At 42.8% G+C, this 20,651-nt stretch carries 9 protein-coding genes and 5 pseudogenes; 3 read left to right on the top strand and 11 right to left on the bottom strand.

Annotated elements, in window-relative coordinates; all coding sequences use genetic code 11:
• Nucleotides 1-118: 118 nt before the first annotated feature.
• Complete coding sequence (locus tag DXA05_RS10805; RefSeq protein WP_008023950.1) at nucleotides 119-1,129, bottom strand: LacI family DNA-binding transcriptional regulator; 1,011 nt, start codon at nucleotides 1,127-1,129, stop codon at nucleotides 119-121.
• Between the two features lie 187 nt (nucleotides 1,130-1,316).
• Here DXA05_RS10805 and DXA05_RS10800 point away from each other — a divergent pair, with 187 nt between their 5' ends.
• Complete coding sequence (locus DXA05_RS10800) at nucleotides 1,317-1,958, top strand: carbohydrate-binding family 9-like protein (protein WP_004307482.1); 642 nt, start codon at nucleotides 1,317-1,319, stop codon at nucleotides 1,956-1,958.
• A gap of 84 nt (nucleotides 1,959-2,042) precedes the next feature.
• On the opposite strand, the gene lpxA is transcribed toward DXA05_RS10800, so the two are convergent.
• The 8 genes and pseudogenes from lpxA to DXA05_RS10755 all read right to left on the bottom strand — a co-directional run bounded on the left by lpxA (nucleotide 2,043) and on the right by DXA05_RS10755 (nucleotide 16,037).
• On the bottom strand, nucleotides 2,043-2,813 hold the full coding sequence (gene lpxA, locus DXA05_RS10795; protein WP_004307481.1) for an acyl-ACP--UDP-N-acetylglucosamine O-acyltransferase: 771 nt from the start codon (nucleotides 2,811-2,813) through the stop codon (nucleotides 2,043-2,045).
• A gap of 18 nt (nucleotides 2,814-2,831) precedes the next feature.
• Nucleotides 2,832-4,223 (bottom strand): TolC family protein, encoded by a 1,392-nt coding sequence (locus tag DXA05_RS10790; RefSeq protein ID WP_061447859.1) that lies wholly within the window; start codon nucleotides 4,221-4,223, stop codon nucleotides 2,832-2,834.
• 11 nt (nucleotides 4,224-4,234) lie between these two features.
• Nucleotides 4,235-7,666, bottom strand: a complete 3,432-nt coding sequence (locus tag DXA05_RS10785) for an efflux RND transporter permease subunit (RefSeq protein WP_128859161.1) — start codon at nucleotides 7,664-7,666, stop codon at nucleotides 4,235-4,237.
• A gap of 16 nt (nucleotides 7,667-7,682) precedes the next feature.
• A complete protein-coding gene (locus tag DXA05_RS10780; protein ID WP_008023959.1) occupies nucleotides 7,683-8,858 on the bottom strand; it encodes an efflux RND transporter periplasmic adaptor subunit in 1,176 nt (391 codons plus the stop codon).
• Between the two features lie 181 nt (nucleotides 8,859-9,039).
• A pseudogene (locus DXA05_RS10775) lies at nucleotides 9,040-12,146 on the bottom strand (glycoside hydrolase family 2 TIM barrel-domain containing protein).
• Nucleotides 12,147-12,428: 282 nt separating this feature from the next.
• Nucleotides 12,429-12,623: pseudogene (locus DXA05_RS10770) on the bottom strand (DNA-binding protein); the annotation flags it as partial.
• A gap of 31 nt (nucleotides 12,624-12,654) precedes the next feature.
• Nucleotides 12,655-14,831 (bottom strand): annotated as a pseudogene (locus DXA05_RS10765) (TonB-dependent receptor).
• A gap of 596 nt (nucleotides 14,832-15,427) precedes the next feature.
• Nucleotides 15,428-16,037: pseudogene (locus DXA05_RS10755) on the bottom strand (DNA-binding protein).
• 337 nt (nucleotides 16,038-16,374) lie between these two features.
• Between DXA05_RS10755 and DXA05_RS10750 the strand changes: the two are divergent.
• Together DXA05_RS10750 and DXA05_RS10745 are read left to right on the top strand one after the other, a co-directional pair.
• Nucleotides 16,375-18,291, top strand: coding sequence for an Ig-like domain-containing protein (locus DXA05_RS10750; protein ID WP_128859160.1), 1,917 nt, complete (start codon nucleotides 16,375-16,377; stop codon nucleotides 18,289-18,291).
• Nucleotides 18,236-19,110: pseudogene (locus DXA05_RS10745) on the top strand (DUF3108 domain-containing protein). The gene DXA05_RS10750 and the pseudogene DXA05_RS10745 overlap by 56 nt, the downstream one beginning before the upstream one ends.
• A 78-nt stretch (nucleotides 19,111-19,188) precedes the next feature.
• Here DXA05_RS10745 and DXA05_RS10740 read toward each other — a convergent pair.
• A complete protein-coding gene (locus DXA05_RS10740) occupies nucleotides 19,189-19,599 on the bottom strand; it encodes a hotdog fold thioesterase (protein WP_004298330.1) in 411 nt (136 codons plus the stop codon).
• Nucleotides 19,600-19,631: 32 nt separating this feature from the next.
• Complete coding sequence (locus DXA05_RS10735) at nucleotides 19,632-20,624, bottom strand: FecR family protein (RefSeq protein WP_004307470.1); 993 nt, start codon at nucleotides 20,622-20,624, stop codon at nucleotides 19,632-19,634.
• Nucleotides 20,625-20,651: the final 27 nt, after the last annotated feature.

Genomic DNA, 20,651 nt, shown 5'->3' with positions numbered 1-20,651 from the left:
TATCTTTATGTTAATAATTAGAGGGCTATTTTCTTTATTGTTACATTTGTTAATTTGATATCATTATTTATTTTCACTAAACCGGTTAAGTGATTGAAGAAAAAATGTAAAATCATGACTAGGGTAATGAACATGGCAGGACAAGTGTTTCTACTTCTCTTTTTTCGGTCGAATTTTCCAAGCGATATTTGATATCGCCAAGTAGAATCCTTACGGCATTCTTACCGATCTCTTCTATTGGCATTCTTGCGATGTTCATATTAGGTGCTAAGACACGGAATGCTGATACTCCATGAATACAAGCCAATTCATATCCTTTATTTATATTGATTCCTTTTTCATAAAAGTAACGGAATGCTTCCAGAGCCAAAATATGGGTTGTGAAGAAGAACCCATCTACATCAGGTACTTTGCTGAATATTTGATCAAGAGTCTTGAAAACATTCTTCTCATAATCAACAAAGGTCACCTCTCCATATAGATCAGGATCAACGGGTAGGTTGGCTTCAATTAAAGCTCTTGCATACCCTTCTCGTCTCATATTCATTGTGCGGAGATGAGGATTCGTGGTAATAATAGCTATTTTAGATGATCCGTTATCGATCATTTTCTTTACTAACTCGTAGCTACTGCCTTCATTGTCAATAATGATGTAGTTTGTCTGCATCTCAGGAAAGTAGCGGTCAAATAAGACTAATGGATAGCCTTCTTTGACTAGATTCTGTATTTCAATTTTAGAAACTTTTGTGGGGGCTACTATAATTCCATCCACCTGTTTCGCTTTGAATAACCGGATCATTCTGTTTTCTCTTTCTATTTCAGATTCAGAGCTACAAATCATTAATGAATAGCCTTGTGTTTCCGCTTCCTTTTCTATAGAACGGGCAACTTTGGAGTAAAAAGAGTCTGTAATATCCGGTATGATTAATCCGATTGTGCCTGATATACCTGTATTTAGGCTTCTGGCTAATAAATTAGGCTGGTAATTCAACTGTTTGGCGCATTGAAAGACTTTTTCTTGTGTAGCAAGACTAATACCTTTTTCATCCCCCTTACCAGAAAGTACCCAAGAGATTGTTGTTTTGGATAATTTTAAGGTTTCTGCTATGTCTTTAAGGGATGTTTTCATAAACAGTATCTATTTAATCGGTTAAGTGATGGCAAATATATGAAAAAATATCTCATTATATAATAGTTGAGCAATATTTAACTAAATATTATTTTTTGATATAATAATTTGCAATTTAAAAATAACATAGAAATAAGGTGTAAACCAAAGAAAGTAACTATATTTGTATCATTCAAACGAAAGATATATGAAAGTAAAGAAAATTAGTGCGGCTAACGTGGAGGCTTGTTCGCTTCCTAAACTATTCGATGAAGAAAAAATAGATTTTCAGCCGATTCAGTGTGTCAATTGGGCTGAATATCCTTACAAACCTAAAGTGAATTTTCGAATTGCTCACACACAGAACTCGATTTTGCTACATTTTAAAGTGAAAGAGGAGAGTGTACGTGCCAAGTATGGAGAAGATAACGGTTCTGTATGGACTGACTCCTGCGTGGAATTCTTTTCCATACCTGCAGGCGACGGGATCTATTATAATATAGAATGCAATTGCATCGGAACTATTCTGGTGGGTGCCGGACCTGTGCGTAACAACCGCGAACATGCACCGAAAGAGGTGACTGCTCTTGTACAACGCTGGTCTAGTCTGGGTAATCAGCCTTTTGCTGAACGCATCGGTGAAACGGACTGGGAAGTGGCCCTTATTATTCCGTATTCTGTGTTCTTTAAGCACCAGATTGATTCGCTCGACGGAAAGGAGATAAAAGCTAATTTCTATAAATGTGGCGATGAATTGCAGACCCCTCATTTCCTTTCATGGAATCCGATACAGATTGAACAGCCGGATTTCCACCGCCCTGATTTCTTCGGAACGTTGGAGTTTGAATAGTGAATTGAATCTTTGAATTTGAAGATAAAAAAGAAGGTTGATACTTGAAAAAGTATCAACCTTCTTTATATGGACTCACTTTGTTTATTTCACAATCCCTCTTTCCGAGTTCTTCACGAAATTTACAATATTCTCGATCTCCTCACTCATAGGAACCTGATCGATGATCTTCTGTACAGCATCCTGAACGCTAAAATTACCCTGATAAATCAAACGGTATGCGTTGGCGATGTGACGGAGGACTCTTTCCGATGTATTGCGATGTTGCGAGAGAACCACAGCATTTACACCGTGATATGCCACCGGATTTCCTGACATGATAACGTATGGAGGCACATCCTTAGATATACGGCATCCACTTTGTACCAGTGTCCAGCTACCTATATGACAATATTGGTGTAAGGTGACATTGCCACTTAGGATAGCGCAGTCATCCAGCATACACTCTCCTGCAATGGTAGTACCTATGCCTACTACACAGTTATTGCTGATTTGTACATCATGGCAAAGGTGTACCTTATCCATCAGGTAGTTTCCATTTCCGATTTTGGTAGCATTGCCGGCAAATGTAGCGCGGCTGATTACCACATTCTCACGAATATCGTTGTTATCTCCAATAATCAGGCTACTTTCTTCTCCTGTGTAGTGGAAATCTTGCGGTTCCGCTCCGAGGACGGCATTCTGATGTACCTTATTTCCTTTTCCCATTTTAGTACCTTGCAAGATACTAGCGTAAGACATGATGACGCAGTCATCTCCGATCTCTACATTCTTTTCGATGTAGGCAAAAGGCAGAACAGTTACATTCTTGCCCAGCTTTGCTTCGGGATCTACGTAAGCTAACGGACTAATCATAATAGTATATGTTTAAAGTTATTCTTCTCTTCCACCACCCAGTGCCTGGTAAAGGCTTACTACTGCCTGCATTCGATCAAAGCAATCAGAAACCTGAGAGATTTGTGCGCTCAGGTAAGACTGTTGTGCAGACAATACTTCCAGGTAGGTTGAGGTCCCTAAGTTAAACAATTCTTTTGTATCTTCCGAAGCTTTTTTAGCAGATTCTACCTGCATTTGGCGAGATTCTACCTTTTCACTGGTCTTTTGGTATAAACTTAGCGCATTGCTAACCTCACTACCAGCATTCAATAAGGCTTGTTGGAAAGATAATTTCGCTTGTTCTTCCTGCGCTTTAGCAGCTTTCAGGCGAGCGATGTTCTGTCCGCGGTAGAACAATGGCTGTGTCAGTGAACCGACAACAGAGGCCAACAATTTGCCGGGATTAACGATTCCGGCTCCTGAATTATTTGTCCATCCTGCTGAACCGCTAAGTGTGATTTGCGGATAGAAAGCGGCACGAGCCGAGTTGGTATTATAATAGCAACTAGCCAATGACATTTCGGCTGCTTTTACGTCCGGACGATTGGATAATAGCTGAATAGGCACACCGGCGGAAAGTTCGGTTGGAAGTACTTGTGCTTCCAATTCACCACGCTTGATGGCATGGGGAGCCTCTCCCAAAAGAGTAGACAGTGCATTTTCCGTTTCGCGGATACTCTGCTCGATATCAGGAATACTGGCAAGTACCTGTGCGTAAGCGGCTTTACTTTGTTCTACACCAGCTGAATTGATGCTATACATGGCCGCATCTTTCATGGCTTCCATCGTTTCTGCATTCTTTTTCAGAATTTCTGCTGTAGCCTTGGTTATTTCCAGTTGGCGGTCCAACATCATTAATGTATAATACATATTGGCGATGTTAGAGACAACTTGTGTTTGTACTGCCTGGCGGTAAGCTTTCATTTGCTTCAGTGTAACTTGCGCATTTCGTTTCGAGTTCAGCAACTGACCGAATAAATCGACTTGCCAACTGGCTGTGACAGGTAATGAATAAGTTTTTGTAGCTGCATTCTTGTCAAAGCTGCTGATCGTTCCTTGCGGAGACAATCCCAATGACGGGGCATAAGCCAGGCGTGCCGACATGAGGGATGCTTCTGCTGCTTTCACATTTTGAGCGGCGGACAAGAGGTCCGTATTTTGTTTCAGTCCCGTTTCGATGAGAGACTGGAGTTGCGGGTCGGTGAAGACTTCTCTCCACGGCAGATTACCGAAGTTGGCTGTATCCGAAACCAGTGTATCATTATCCGCTACCGGATCGCGATACAGGCCGGAAGTGGTGATATCTTCGGGTCTGTCATACGACTTATAGATGTGGCAGCTGCTCAAGAGAGCAGTTGCGCACAACATATATAGAATCTGTTTCTTCATATCGAATTTCATTATTTAGCGTATTGTTCAATCTCTGTTACGGCATCTGTATTGTCGATATCTTCCCATTCCATCGGTTTAACCTTCTCTTGTAAGTACTGGAAGACTACAAACAGCGCAGGAACGATAAAAATTTGGCAAATCATACCGATTAACATACCACCGATAGAAGCTGTACCCAGTGTACGGTTACCGTGAGCACCTACACCGAAGGCAAACATCAACGGAAGCAAACCGACTACCATAGCCAATGATGTCATCAAAATCGGGCGGAGACGGGCACCGGCACCCAATACGGCTGCCCATGTGATACTCATACCCATCTTACGACGGTCGAGGGCGAACTCTACAATCAAGATGGCATTCTTTGCCAACAGACCCATCAACATGATTAACGCGATCTGCATATAGATATTATTGGACATCGTACCCAGAATCATCTTCAATGCCGAAATATTACCGATAGCACTTACACCGTTCACAAACAGGAAGCTGCCTAACAGACCGAACGGAACGGATAACAATACAGCCAGCGGAAGAATGTAACTTTCGTACTGTGCACTCAACAATAAGTAAACGAATACGAAACAGAGCACAAAAATCAGTCCGGTAGCACTTCCGCTACTTTGAGCCTCTTCACGCGCCATACCTCCTAATTCATACGTATAACCGGTAGGCAGGTTTTCTTGGGCAACCTCGGCGAGGGCAGTCAATGCCTGACCGGATGTATAACCACTTGCCGGAGCTACCATTACTTTCATAGAGGTATAAAGGTTGAAACGGCTGATAATATCCGGACCATATACTTTCTCCACAGAGATGAACTGGGCAATCGGGGCCATCTCACCTGCACTATTACGCACCTTGATATTCTTCAAAGATTCCAAGTTTTTGCGTGACAATGGATCTGACTGAATCATAACACGATACATCTTACCGAAACGGTTGAAGTTGGATGCATACAAACCTCCGTAATATCCTTGCATGGTAGTGAGGATATCGCTCGGGCTGATACCTGCTTTTTTACAAGCTGCTGCATCGATGTCGATCATGTATTGCGGGAAATTCGGGTTGAAGGAAGTCTTTGCCGAATTGATTTCTGGACGTGCTTCCAGTGCTGCCGTATAATCATTAACCACATCGAAGAATTTGTTCAGGTCACCACCGGTCTTATCTTGCATATTTACCTCAATATCCGTAGATGCCGAGTAACCCGGGATCATAGGAGGAGCGAAGAACAATACCTGTGCTTCTTTGATAATCTTTTGTGCACGCATATATAAGGAACCGACTACAACGTCTGAATTCTGTATCATGGAACGTTCGTCCCAGTCTTTCAGTTTGATGATGAAAGAACCGTATGACGGTCCCTGGCCACCGATAAAGCTGAATCCGGAAATCATGGTACGTGACAATACCGCAGGATCGGAAGCGATCAGACTGTCTACACGTGCCAGGATTTTTTCAGAACGGTCTTGGGAAGTACCCGGAGGCAATGTCACTGCTCCCATCAGCGTTCCGGTATCTTCATTAGGCACCATACCTGTCGGAGTGGTGTTCATGAAGAATACAAGTATCGCAATGGAAGCGACAACTAATCCCATAGACAACCATTTCTTCTGGATAAAGAACAATACTCGTTTCTTATAACGTTTCAGGATTGATTCGTATGTATCGTTGAATCTGTTTTTAAACTTCTTCGTACTCATTCCGATCAGTGCCAGAATACTAAGCACTACGAAAATTGCAGTAACTATCGGATTGATACTGAACAAACCAAAGATCATGCCGAGAATGGCAATAAGCGTGAAAGTAAGTGTAATTCCCGGATGCAACATCTTTCCGATAGCCTCGGTATATCTGTTGATCATGGTTGTATGGGCTGCCGTATAGGCTACTTTCATACGTTCTTTCAATGTGGAGTCTTCCGTTGTTCCGTCTTCTTTTTTGTGAGGTTTCAGAAGAACGGCACACAAAGCCGGACTCAAAGTCAATGCGTTCAATGCGGACAGACCGATAGCGATAGCCATAGTCATACCGAACTGGCGGTAGAATGTTCCTGCTGTACCTCCCATGAAACTTACCGGAACGAATACGGCCATCATGACCAGCGTAATAGATACGATAGCGCCGCCCAATTCATTCATGGCATCGATAGAAGCCAGACGGGCAGATGTATAACCTTGGTCAAGCTTGGCATGCACACCCTCGACGACCACAATCGCATCGTCGACCACAATCGCGATAGCAAGCACGAGCGCACATAACGTCAACAAGTTCAAACTGAATCCTACCAGGGACAGGATGAAGAAAGTACCGATCAGAGCTACCGGAATGGCGATAGTCGGAATCAATGTGGAACGTAAATCCTGCAAGAAGATATACACTACGATAAACACCAGGATAAATGCTTCGATCAACGTCTTCAACACTTCATGGATAGAAGCGAAAAGGAAGTCGTTGGCATTCATGGAGATGTTCAGTTTCAATCCGGTAGGCAACGTTTTTGATGCTTCATCCAACAATGCCTCAATATCACTGATGGTCTGTGTCGCATTGGTTCCTGCCATCTGGTATACGATACAAGTCACAGACTTGTGCCCGTCTACCCGGTTGGTAAAGTTATATCCCAAGCGGTCCAGCTGAATTTCTGCTATATCTTTCAGACGGAGTACTTCACCGTCAGGAAGAGATTTGATAACGATATTTTCAAACTCTTCAGGCTGTTGCAAGCGTCCTTTATAACGGATGGTGTATTGGAAAGTCTGGTTACTGCGTTCACCGAACTGTCCTGGAGCAGCTTCGACATTCTGTTCTGCCAGAGCAGCGGAAACATCACCGGGAACGAGCTTGTATTGTGCCATGACGTCCGGTCGTAACCAGATACGCATAGAATAATCCTGACCCAAAACGTTGGCGTCACCTACACCCTGTACACGTTGAACTTGAGGAATCAGGTTGATCTTAGCATAGTTTTCAATAAACGATTCGCTATATGTATCTGTCTCATCATATAGAGAGAATACTACCAGCATGGAAGTCTGGCGTTTTTGAGTGGTTACACCGACTCTAGTTACTTCGGCAGGCAGCAGACCTTGTGCCATAGAGACACGGTTTTGTACATTGACGGCGGCCATGTCCGGGTCTGTTCCTTGTTTGAAATATATGGATATATCACCGGAACCCGTGTTTGACGCAGTTGAGGTCATATACATCATGTTTTCTACACCGTTGATTTGTTCCTCCAACGGAGCAATCACGGAATTCAATACGGTCGATGCACTGGCTCCCGTATAGGTGGCTCTTACCGAAACGGTAGGAGGCGCGATGTCCGGATACTGCGTGATAGGCAGTGTCGCCAATCCGATAGCCCCCAGGATGACTATCAGGATAGAAATAACGGTTGATAGTACCGGACGGTTAATAAATCTATCTAATTTCATAATGATTATCTGATTATTAGTTGAAGGCTGTGGCTAAATTACCGTCGTGTTGGTCTTTCAAATGTTGTTGATAGTTTGCTTCTTTTTGCGCCGGTGTGATAGGCTGAACCTTCTGACCGTCTTTCAGGTTTTGTACTCCTTCGATTACGATTTTATCTCCTGAATTCAAACCGGAAGTAACCAAGTACTCTTTTCCGTTATCCAGATTGAAGATTTTGATTTCTGTATATTTTACCGTGTTGTCCGGTTGCAAAACATAAACGAACTTCTTATCCTGGATTTCTACTGTTGCAGACTGCGGTATAGTGATTACATTCTCCATGGTATAAGGAATCAGAACGTTTGCAGTACCTCCGCTACGCAATACATGTTCCTTATTCGGGAAGATAGCACGGATGCTTACCGAACCGGTAGATTGGTCGATAACACCTGTGATAGCATCTACTTTACCCTCTATATCGTATGTGGAACCATCAATTAATTGCAGTTTGATAGTCGGTATTTTGCTGATTTCTTCTTTGATAGTGCTACCGGACTTGGTCATTGCCAGCAATTCCTTTTCTGTCATTGAGAAGTATACATATACTTCGTCAATCTCGGAAACAGTAGTCATCGGTGTAGCGATAGAAGGACTTACCAATGCTCCTACACGATAAGGGATATTGTTGATAACGCCATCTGACGGACTTTTAACCTGTGTGAATGACAAGTTCTGTTGAGCAGTGGTCAGTTGTGCTTTTGCTTGTGCCAATTGGGCTTTGGTCTGTGCCAGGGAATTTTCTGCCATTGCCAGGTCATAGTCACTGATGATTTGCTTTTTGTTCAACTCTTTCTTATTGTCATACGTCATCTGTTGAGTACTCACTGCTGCTTCTGCTGTAGCCACTGCTGCTTTGGCAGTGCGTACAGCTGCTTCGTATTGAGTCGGATCAACAATGAACAACACTTGTCCTTTACGGACAGTTGCTCCTTCGTCTACACAGAGTTTCGTGATGAAGCCCGATACTTGGGGGCGGATTTCTACATCTTGTTTTCCTTTAATTGTAGCCGGATAGGCAGTTGTTAAATTAGCAGTCGTTTTTTGTAACTCTTGTACTGCATATTCAGGAACCTTTCCTGTGTCATTGCCCTTATTGCCACAACTAGACAAGAGGGCTACGCAAAATGCAAATAAAACAATTCTACTTTTCATACTTATAAATATCTGTTTTTTAATTTAATGCGTTTGTTGCCAGTGTGCTGTTCATCCATATAGATAAGGGGGTTAAGGAAGAAAAACCGGAAACTAAATTCCTTAATTTAGTTTCCGGTTGCAAAAGTACTTTAAATTCGGTATTCTTGTTCTCTGATACCGTGTTTTTTAACTATGTTTTTTACTTTATTTTATGATATACAGGAGTCATAATAAAACTTAACTCATAATCCTGATAAGGAAGACGATATTTTTCCAGTGCAATAGCTCCCCAGCTGTTGACACAGGCAAGTCCGGTTTGTGCCTTGTCGATACAGAAGTTGGTGAAGTCTGCCTTTTCTACTTCCGGTGAGTGACGCTGGTCTTTGCCGTCGCCGTCATCCAATGACTCGATGGTGTAATTCAGGGCAGAAGCGGAGAAAGGAGCACTCGATACGAATTGCAGTCCGTTGCCACTGATGTTCAGAAGTCTCCACCAGCGGATATCCGTTTTTGTTCCGGTTTCCTGCGGGCGGATGTAAGGATAGAATTGTTCTTCCACTGTCTGGCGATATTTTCCTAACATTGCCGCGTGGTTGCGGTCGGCATAGTTTTCTCCCGGACCACGGCCGTAATATTCTATCTCGTTGAAGTTGACCGGCATACGCATTTGCATACCGAAACGGAACATGTCAGAAACTTTCTTGCTTTTGTCTGCCGCCATCTTTTGGGTAATTTTCACTGCTCCCTTGTTGTTAATGGTGTAAGTCAGCGATAATGTTCCGCCAATCGACTTCATGTCATATTCGGCACGAACCACTGCCTGATCGTTTTCAATAGCATGTTTCAGAGAAGTCAGTTTCAGTTCCGGATTCTTCCAGGCGGCATATTTGTGTTGCAGTCCGGCTCCGAAGTCATTGTCGGTCGGTGCACGCCAGAAGTTAGGAGTCAGTGCGCTGCCATCTTCCATCAGTTGCATGCCGTTGACGTCGTAACGGCAGAGATAACCATTGTGTTTGTTGAAATCCATAGAGAAGTTTTCACCTTTCACAATCAGGAAGTTGCGGTCGTTGTCCAAAATAGTGGGCACGATGACCGGAAGGTAGATGCCTGTTGGTTTTCCAGTTTCAGTTCCGGTGCTTTATAGTCACGGATGCTTAGTTGGTCGTAAGCGATGGTGGTTCCGGCCGGCAGCAGTGTTTCGGCGGCTTTCAGTTTGTAGCTCACGTTGAGTAGCAGTTCTTTGCAAGGACAGATGTTCTTTGTGTCAAATGGAATTTGCACTTTCACAGTTTGTTGGGGCGCTACTTTCAGGTCGGATACGATGCCTGTTTGCACTACTTCTCCGTTTGCCAGTAATTGCCATTCCATGTAATAAGCAGATAAGTCGCGGAAGAAATACTCGTTGAAGATGTTGATTTCGCCTTTGGCAAGATCAGCAGGAGTCGTCCATATATCCTGATAGAAATAAGCTACTTCGTATGCATGCGGATTGGGTACGCGGTCGGGGCTAATCAAACCGTTGTCGTTGAAGTTATTATCCGAAGCGTCGTATTTGTTGAAGTCGCCGCCATAGCCGTAGATGCTTACTCCGTCTTTGTTTTTCCAGTGGCAGGACTGGTCTACGAAGTCCCAGATAAATCCGCCCTGATATTTCGGATATTTGCGGATGATGTCCCAGTATTCTTTGAATCCTCCCTGTGAATTACCCATAGCGTGCGCGTATTCACATTGGATTAACGGCTTTTGGATATTGCCTTCGCTATATTTGATACAAGCGTCATAGTCATAGTACATCGGGCAGAAAATATCGGTGAATTCGCTGGTTCCTGCTTGTTCGTACTGTACGGCACGTGTCTTGTCTTCATTCTTAATCCAAGTGTAGCATTTCTCAAAGTTTGGTCCCATGCCGGCTTCATTACCCAATGACCAGAAGATGATGGACGGATGGTTGTAACCGCGTTGTACGTTGCGTTGGTTACGTTCCATGTGGGCTTTGGCGTAGATTGGGTTCTTTGCCAGTGTCTGGTCGCCGTAGCCCATTCCGTGAGATTCTACGTTTGCCTCGGCTACTACATATAGACCGTATTGGTCGCACAGGTCATACCAACGGTTGTCGTCCGGGTAATGGCAGGTACGCACGGCGTTGATATTGAGTTCTTTCATCACTTTGATATCTTGCAGCATACGTTCGGTAGAAACCACATAACCGCCGTCCGGGTCCATTTCGTGACGGTCGGCTCCTTTGAAGAGTACCGGTTGTCCGTTTACGAGTATCTGTCCGCCTTTCAATTCAATCTTGCGGAAACCTACTTTGACAGGGATTACTTCTACTACGTTGTTGCCGTTTTTCAGTGTAGCGGTCAGCGTGTAGAGATTAGGCGTTTCAGCAGTCCATTTCGCCGGATTGGAGACGGATAGGGTTGTGTTTAGTTTTCCCGAACCTTTCAGGTCGGCAGTCGTTACGCTGTTGCCTTGAACATCTGTCAAGTCCAAAGCTACTGTGCCGCTTCCTTTCAGGTCAACGGCTATATTTAATGTACCGTCTTTATATTGGCTGTCCAAATCGGGAGTGATGCGAATATCCTGGATGTATTTCTTGTCGCGTGCGTAAAGATAACAGTCGCGTCCTACGCCGGAGTAGCGGAAGAAGTCCTGATCTTCCAGGTAACTACCGTCGCACCAGCGGAAAACTTGAAAGGCGATGACGTTCTTACCCGGTTTCAGGTAGTTAGTCAGATTGAATTCAGCTTCCAGTTTGCTGTCTTCGCTATATCCTACGTAGCGTCCGTTCACCCAAAGGTACATATTGGACGTTACCGAGCCGAAATGTGCGAAAATTTCTTTGCCTTTCCAGTCGGCAGGAAGGATGATTTCTTTGCGGTAAGAGCCTACGTGGTTGTTTTCTGTCGGCACTAGCGGAGGGTTGTTTTTGAATTGGCTTCTCCAGGCATATCCTACGTTGACATAGATAGGGTCACCGTAGCCGTTCAACTCCCAAACGCCGGGAACTTGAAGGTCATCCCAACCTTTGTCGTTGAAATTAGTCTGATAAAAGTCAGTCGGGCGCGCGTCTGCGTGTCTTACCCAGTTGAATTTCCAAAGACCGTTCAGGGTCATGAAATTCGCGGAATTTTCTTTAATGCCGGCTTTAGCTTCATCAGCCGATGCGAAAGCAAAGTAATTAGTGTGCATAGCGGAACGGTTTACGGAATTCACTTCCGGATCTTTCCACTCGTTGAAGCTTTGCGCTTGAATTGCTGTCAGTCCCAATGCAGCCAAGCAGCAAGAGAGTAGTTGTTTCTTCATGGGTTTTTTGTATTAGGTTTGAATTTCGGGAGTCAAAGATAGGGAATATTTTATTCAGTGAAGGGCACAAATCATTCAATTAAGGCTAGTTTTTAATAAATTAGCTAGAAAATAGAGTATTTTACTTACTCTAATCAGTAAAAACGTGAGATACAGTTTTCCTCCGCGATGGAAAAGGTATCTCACGTTAATAAAGTTTGGCTGTTACATTAGTCAGCTCTTATACGCTGTTTGTACGTAGACTTGCGTATAGCTACTACATATATAGATATGATTCATACGTTATGCTGCAGGATCCGGAGCCTCACCGCTACCGCCTTCGTCCGGATTTTCCGGTTTATTTCCCCCTCCATTTCCGGAAGAGGTGCCGCCGTTTCCTTCCGTCTTGTAAATACTTACATTATCCAGCATATCCTTAAATTTATATCCCGGCGTAAATACAATTTTCACTCGACGAACGGTATCGGCATCTACATCTACATCTTTTATTAGGTGAGGAGATTCATATTTAAAATCTTAATTTAACTCCGGCATTCATGACGAAACCGTCAAGCGGTGCATAAATATCCCTGAATATAGGATTGGATATACTGCCTGTGTATATCGTGTCAAAACGGGTTTGGCGTCTATCCGTGAAGTTTTCAAAGTTGGCATATAAAGAAAACATTTCCCATATTTTCTCAATCATAAAGCCGCATACCACATACTGTTTCCCTTTCAGTCCGTCTCCTAATTTCTGCGGACTAAAGTAATATGCCTCTAAACCAATTTTCCATTTGTCCTCTACCTCATACATCAAAATGCTGTTCAACCGGTGTTTGGGAGTTAATATATTTTCTTGTCTTATACCGTTTTCTTTCGTGCCGGTATCGGTAAATGTATATCCTAAATATAGATGGAAATCTTTATATCCGATTTTTACATTCGTTTCTCCGCCTTTGCTATCTGTATGGCCGGTTATGTTGTTGAGTCTGTACAGACCGTCTGTTGTTGATTGTAGCAGGAGGGGATTGTCGAGATAGGTATAAAAGAATAATTGGTTGATGCTGAATGTAATGTTGCCGTCACAGAAGGAAGTCACATAATTAAAGTCTATGTTTAACCCGTAACTTCTTTCCAGTTTATTCTTATCCTTGTCGATTGGTAATACATGCTGGTATTGAAGCCTTTCGCTATCTTCTGTAAAGATAGTAGGTGTTTTATAGCCAAACCCTCCTCCGAGCCGGGAGGAAAAATTGTCAGTAATCTTGAAGTGGGCGGAGACGCGCGGAAGTATGGCAGTTCCATAATCAGGAACATAATCCGTTCGTAATCCTGTTTCCAGGTTAAGCCATTCTGTCGCTTCCCAGTTGTTCTGTACGAAAGCTCCCAGTATTGTTTGGTTATAGTCCCTTGGTTGAAAATCGGTCAGTTTGTTTTCATCAAATTTGTCCGTCCACAAATTCAGTCCGGCTACCCATTCTGTTTTTTGATTCGTATGTGTGTATGATAGTTCGCTGAATGTAGATACTTGAACACCTTCGAAAGAATAGCTTGGTACGCCTATGTTTCTTTTGAAATAAGTGACACTATTTTTAAAGTCCAATCTGTCTTTTTCATTAAATCTGTGCCCGAAGGTTAATTGGGTAGAATGTCTTTGTGTCTTATTCTTCTCGAAATAAGAGTGGGTGTCGTCTCCTTTTCCTTTTATATATTCAATATCTCCTCCCAAGCGGTCCTCGAACATGGCATTAAGCCCTATGCTTATCTGCGTGTGTTCCGTTAAATAGAGGAATAATTTAGGATTAAAGACATACCTGTCAAACTGGGGGATTGCCGTGAAACCGGTATCCGAAGGGTCATAAACCCAATTCCTATTATAAGAAGCGAAGATTGTTGTACCGACCTTGTTGAATCGTTGCCCGTAAAAACCGCTTACGTCCAAGCCTTTGCCTGATGTCCCGTTGAGATGCAGGCTTAAGTCTCTCTTCTCTTCGGGAGTTTTTGAGATGAGGTTGATTAATCCGGCTATTGCTCCGCCGCCGTATAGGTAGATGTAGAGCCTTTGATAATTTCAACCTGCTTCAAGTCGAGGGGAGGAGTTTGTAATAGTCCCAGTCCGCTTGCCGCACCTGCAAAAACGGGGAATCCGTCCTTCAATATCTGCGTATATCTGCCGTCTAAACCCTGTATGCGTATAGCTGCGTTTCCTGATGTTGCAGAGGTTTGTTGTGTAATGATACCTGTACTTTCGTTCAGCAACATACGGATATCTCCCGGCTTCATACTTCCTTTTTCTCCAAGCTCTTCACTGGAGATGAATTCAACCCTGGTAGGTATATTTTGGATGCTTCGTGTTCCTCTGGTCGATGAAATAATTACTTCTTCCAGTATTTCTTCATCTTGCTCTAAGAAAATCTCCACCGGAGCTGTTGAAGAGAGGGGGAACGAAAATGATTTTGTTTCAGACTCATACCCTAGATAACTGAATGTAATATGTTGCACTCCGTTTGGTATGTTTGATATAGTGATTATTCCGTTCTCATCCGAACTGGCTCCATTGGTTGTTTTGTTAAGAACAGCGTTTACGCCAATCAATATCTCTTTGTTTTTTCCGTCTTTAACGATTGCTTTAAATGTGTTTTGCGCCCATGCGTTTTGCACCAGCAATGTAACTATTGCTAGTGTTATAATTCTTATGTTCATATTTTTATTATTGATAATTTACCGTTGCACATTTATTCACAGTATGAATAAATACGCAGCAAACCTACGGTGAAGTATAATCTTCGCCGTCGTGAATTAAATAAATAGTTATATCTCCATTGAAGAGATATTCTTGAATAAATGATTAAAGACTCATTATCTTGGGTGGTTGCCAGATAGAAGATGAGAACTGCGGAATCAGTTTCTCCTTGTAAAACGAAAGGGGGGTATCATTGAGCTGAATCATTGTGACAAATGGCGAATGAAACAGTTTGGGTGCAGGGCAGCCCGTACAGGTGTTACAATGTAAGAAAGGTGAGCAGCAACAATCTGTGCAGGAACATCCGTCGTCATCTGTGGATGTCTCCTCCTGCGTGTCATTTTTGCATTGGAATAAACATTCATCTTTCAAAAAGCAAGGAGCTGTTGATAATAACAACACCCATAAAGCTAGTATGTAAGACAAATATTTCATATATGTTGTACGACGTTTAAATTCGGGCGCAAAGTTACTGCTTTACATTAAATAAACAAAATGTGTCATACTTTTTGTGCGAAAATGAGATTATAATAATGCTATCTCATTTTCCGATTATTTACTCTTCTGTCTTTTTCGCATATACTACCAGTTTACCCGCTCCATAACGGATCAATAATCCACGTTCGATAAAGATATTTAACTCATTGATCGCCCGTTGTTTGTCATGTCCTGTCATTCGGCAATAATCTGCACGGGTCAGGCAGGGAAATCGTTGGAGGTGTTCATTGATTAGCTTCAGACATTCTTCTTCATTGCGTCCTTTCCCGTGAGCGGGTGAACGATGCTCCGCGCTCCGGTCTCATTTGTTGGCCCACTTCTTTCTTGAACTGTTTGCCTGCCCTGAAATTGATATTTTTCAAGCTGATGGATTGTGCATGTACATCTTTCTTTTTCATTACGGGAGGTCCTTGTAGAGATACGGAAAAATATCCGATGTCACCCAGTTCTACAATCCATCCGTTTGCAAGCAAATCTCGCAATTCATTTTGGAAAGACTGCATGGCACCTACCAGTAGGCTACGGCTTATTCCGGTGAATTTGTGAACACGATCCAGAAATTCTTCCTGATCGATCGTCCCGTTGAAAACAACACGGGGATGAAGCGGTTGTTCTTCGCCTTTCTTCTGAATGTCGGGCGTGTCGTAAAGGTCGTAATGTATACTCATAATCAGAATTGTTTTATATCGGCACTTTTATCTATCCGATTGCCTGCGCGGATTTGTTTCATTCGTTATTCTTACTTCGTTTGACTATAGTTTCCCTTTCGTATGACTATAGTTATACGCAAGGGAGACTATAGTTGTCTTTGCGTATAACTATAGTTAAACGAAAAAAGATTAGGCAACAAAGGTAATCTCTTTAGGCAATAAAACTAATTATATTAGCAGGAAAAAAATAAAAACGTCGCAAATATTGTTTATTACCTTAAGTCACCCTTTCCTTTTTTAATAAATTAGCTAGAAAGTGTGGTGTTTATTGAATAAGAACGCTTATTTTTGCAGCATGTTACAATTTGAGAATCAAAAGATAAAACAAATAGTTCGCAAGGTGCTTCCGGTAGTAACGCTGGGGGCGATGTTATATTCCTGCGCCAGTATTGGACGGCCGGACGGTGGACCATACGATGAGACGCCGCCCCGTTTCATCGGCAGTACTCCGGAGGCGGGGGCTTTGAATAATAAAAGGACTAAAGTCTCTTTGATGTTTGACGAGTTTATTAAGCTGGAGAAAGCGACCGAGAAAGTCGTTGTTTCCCCTCCCCAGATACAGCAACCGGAAATCAAGGCTTCCGGCAAGAGAATACAAGTCAACCTGCTCGACTCTCTGAAACCTAACACGACCTACACGATTGACTTCTCGGATGCAATTGTCGACAATAATGAAGGTAATCCGTTGGGTAACTTTGCATTTACGTTCTCTACCGGTACGGAAATCGATACGATGGAAGTAGCAGGAACGATGCTCGATGCCTCTAACCTGGAGCCTATTAAAGGTATGCTTGTCGGACTACATTCCAACCTGAACGATTCGGCTTTCAACAAATTGCCTTTCGACCGTGTGGCACGTACAGACAGCCGTGGACGTTTCTCCATCCGTGGTGTAGCTCCCGGCAAATATCGCATCTATGGATTGATGGATGCCGACCAGAATTTTACCTTCAACCAGAAGAGTGAGATGATCGCTTTCCATGACTCGTTGATTATCCCCCGCATGGAAGAACGCATCCGCATGGATACGGCTTGGGTGGACTCATTGACTTACGACACGGTAGTGGAAAAGAAATATATGCATTATTTGCCGGATGATGTCATTCTCCGTGCTTTTAAAGAACTCAACTATTCGCAATATCTTATCAAGTCGGAAAGACTGGTTCCTCAAAAGTTCACTTTCTATTTTGCCGGTAAGGCGGACACTTTGCCTGTCTTGAAAGGTTTGAACTTCGATGAAAAGGATGCTTTTGTCATCGAAAAGAATCAGCGGAACGATACGATCCATTATTGGGTGAAAGATTCTCTGCTCTTCAAGCAGGATACGCTGGCCATGAGTCTGACTTATCTTTATACGGATACCTTGAATCAGCTAGTGCCCCGTACGGATACGTTGAACCTTGTTTCGAAGCAGAAATATAAGAAAGAGGAGCCGGATAAGGATAAAAAGAAAAAGAAGAAAAAGAAAGGGGAAGAGGATGAACCCGAACCGACGAAATTCTTGCCGGTGAATGTCAATGCCCCTTCGTCAATGGATGTATATGGATCTATTTCTTTGAATTTTGAAGAACCGATAGCCAGTTTCGACACTGCCGCCATACATCTGCGGCAAAAAGTAGATACGCTCTGGAAAGATATACCATTCGAATTTGAGCAGGATTCAGTGAATCTGAAGAAGTTTAATCTGTATTATGACTGGGAACCGACATTGGAATATGAATTCTCGGTAGACTCGACTGCCTTCCACGGAATATACGGATTATTTACCGATAAGATAAAACAAGGATTCAAGGTGCGTAGTGAAGATGAATATTTCACGCTTCATTTCAATGTGACGGGAGCAGACTCACTGGCCTTTGTCGAATTGCTTGACGCCCAGGACAAGGTGGTCCGTAAGCGGAGAGTGGAAGAGGACGGAATGGTCGATTTCTACTTCCTGAATCCGGGAAAATATGCAGCCCGACTAATCAATGACACAAATGGAAATGGTGAATGGGACACGGGAGACTTTGCTAAAGGCATCCAGCCGGAGGCTGTTTACTACTATCCGACGATATTGGAATATAAAGCGTTGTGGGATGTGACCCAACCGTGGGATATTCATGCGACTCCTGTGGATAAGCAGAAACCGGACGAACTTAAAAAACAAAAACCAGATGAAGACAAGAAAAAGAAAGATAGGGATCGAAATAATCAGAACCGCCGTCGTTGACGCTCGACGTAACCTTATTATTGGATTGGTGGCATTACTGACGGGAATCTTCGCCCTCCCTGCCAGTGCCCAATGTGAAGCGAAGAATGATGCGTTTCAATCCGGCGAACATGTAATGTATGATTTATACTTCAACTGGAAGTTTGTCTGGGTGAAAGCCGGACTCGCCAGTCTGACAACGAATGCGACCACTTATCATTCGCAACCGGCCTACCGGATTAACCTGCTTGCTTTAGGTAGCAAACGGGCAGATTTCTTTTTCAAGATGCGCGATACGCTGACTTGTGTGATCGGTGAAAAACTGGAACCACGCTATTTCCGCAAAGGTGCCGAAGAGGGAAAACGTTACACGGTCGATGAGGCTTGGTTTTCATATAAGGATGGTCTTTGTCTCGTAAATCAGAAGCGTACTTACCGGGATGGAGCGTTTGATGAATCTGAAGCTAGCGATAGCCGTTGTATATACGATATGTTGAGTATTCTGGCGCAGGCACGTTCTTACGACCCTGCAGATTATAAGGTGGGAGACAAAATCAAGTTCCCGATGGCTACGGGCCGTAAAGTGAAGAACAAACGCTTATCTACCGTGGAAAAGAAAATGTAAAAGCGGAGAATGGAGTTACTTACCGTTGTCTGATCTTCTCATTGGTAGAATATGATAAGAAAGGAAAAGAAAAGGAGGTGATTACTTTCTTCGTAACGGACGACTTGAACCATCTTCCTGTCCGCCTGGATTTATTCCTGAACTTCGGTTCGGCAAAAGCATTCCTGAATAATGTGACGGGTAACCGGCATCCGCTGACTTCTATCGTTAAATAGATATATAGAAAAAACGAAGGTATATCAGAAGTAAATTGACCTGCCAACCTGTTAAGAGTGTTGATATACCTTCCTGTTTTATTCCTGAACTTCGAAAGGCACTTTCTGATCCTTTCGGAATACGCTAGATTCAAAAGTTGCAATCAACTCTCCGTCTTGGTTTGTTATATCTACCTGATAGCAACCTGTACTTCGACCGATATAGCGTTCGCGTGCTTCGGCAAAGAGAGTATCTCCGGGGCCGCTGGCACGCAGAAAAGTAATAGTGGACGAGAGAGAGAAAGCTAGTGTGCCGTGCGAGTTGGCAGCTGCGGCAAGCGCAAGGTCTGCCAGCGTAAAGATCGCTCCTCCTTGTGTGCGGGCACCTGCGTTAAGATGTTCGGGTTTTATTTCTAATTTGGCTTTACTGTAACCTTTGCGTACTTCCAGCAGTACTACTCCTGCATTTTCGGCAAACAGATCGTTCTTAAAAAACTCTTGTGCGGTCATGATATTATTTTTGAAGATTCTTTAATCGTTTCTTATTTTTTCAATGAATGGATATATACCTTATCTTTTTCAATTGAGTAGCTAAATTTATTTGTTTCAGACATAATATCCAATATTTTCTCCAAATTATTTGTTTCTATAATAAAACTTCCATGGAAAATCAAATTCTTGAGTTGCTCTGACTCAAATGCGAATGTCACATCAAACTGGCGCTCCAACTCTTTAGAAATGATCGACATAGGAACTTCATCCCAGAATACTTTGCAGTTGATCCACTGTTCAGCATAGTCAGCACTCTCGGTCAGCTTATAAGTTTGGTCAAGCTTATTAACTGTCATCGTTTGATTAGGCTTCATTATAAACTCTTGGTTGATGCACAATAAGACAATGGAACCTTCTAGGAGTGATACCTTTATATAATTCTCATCACCATAATTTTTAACGTTAAACTTAGTACCCAGTACCTTGATCTGTGCGGAGTCTGTTTGTATAACAAATGGATGCTCTCCATGCTCTACCTCAAAATACCCTTCGCCTTCCAGCCGGACATTGCGATTCTTTCGACTAAAACTCTCGGAGTAAGAAAGCTTGGAATCTGCGTTTAACCACACTATAGAACCGTCAGGAAGCTTCATTTTTAATTTCGATTTTCTTGGAGCGTATACTTCGGAAATCAAAGAATCATCAGGTGTTGTAAAATTATAAATTATAAAAGGAGTGGTAAACAGTAATATAATGATTGCCGCTGCGTAACCTGCATACTTCACAAATAAGGCTCTTCTCATCTTTCCTGCCGGAGCACTCTTATGTTTGCGGATTCGTTTCGCAAATCTGTTATAGGCTTGTTCTTCGTGTACAGATACATTTTTATACTCGGCAGACAGAAGCCAGATTCGTTTCTGCTGTTCAAAATATTTCTGATTCTCCGGATCGGAGTATATCCATTCGTTCAACTTATGCAAGTCCTCTTTGGTGATACTTCCCGAGAGGAAATCATATATCAGTCTGTCAAATTCTTCTTTCATACCATCTTAAACTTAATATCTATTGAA

The sequence above is a fragment of the Bacteroides sp. AM54-2NS genome, assembly GCF_003602935.1.
GTDB lineage: Bacteria > Bacteroidota > Bacteroidia > Bacteroidales > Bacteroidaceae > Bacteroides > Bacteroides xylanisolvens.
Note: the sequence above shows the minus strand (reverse complement) of the source record. Positions and strands in the feature narration are given on the sequence as shown.

Bases quoted from the DNA above. Each gene is read 5' to 3' on its own strand.
- DXA05_RS10805 (WP_008023950.1), bottom strand. From the start codon at position 1,129: ATGAAAACATCCCTTAAAGACATAGCAGAAACCTTAAAATTATCCAAA.
- DXA05_RS10800 (WP_004307482.1), top strand. From the start codon at position 1,317: ATGAAAGTAAAGAAAATTAGTGCGGCTAACGTGGAGGCTTGTTCGCTT.
- lpxA (WP_004307481.1), bottom strand. From the start codon at position 2,813: ATGATTAGTCCGTTAGCTTACGTAGATCCCGAAGCAAAGCTGGGCAAG.
- DXA05_RS10790 (WP_061447859.1), bottom strand. From the start codon at position 4,223: ATGAAGAAACAGATTCTATATATGTTGTGCGCAACTGCTCTCTTGAGC.
- DXA05_RS10785 (WP_128859161.1), bottom strand. From the start codon at position 7,666: ATGAAATTAGATAGATTTATTAACCGTCCGGTACTATCAACCGTTATT.
- DXA05_RS10780 (WP_008023959.1), bottom strand. From the start codon at position 8,858: ATGAAAAGTAGAATTGTTTTATTTGCATTTTGCGTAGCCCTCTTGTCT.
- DXA05_RS10750 (WP_128859160.1), top strand. From the start codon at position 16,375: ATGTTACAATTTGAGAATCAAAAGATAAAACAAATAGTTCGCAAGGTG.
- DXA05_RS10740 (WP_004298330.1), bottom strand. From the start codon at position 19,599: ATGACCGCACAAGAGTTTTTTAAGAACGATCTGTTTGCCGAAAATGCA.
- DXA05_RS10735 (WP_004307470.1), bottom strand. From the start codon at position 20,624: ATGAAAGAAGAATTTGACAGACTGATATATGATTTCCTCTCGGGAAGT.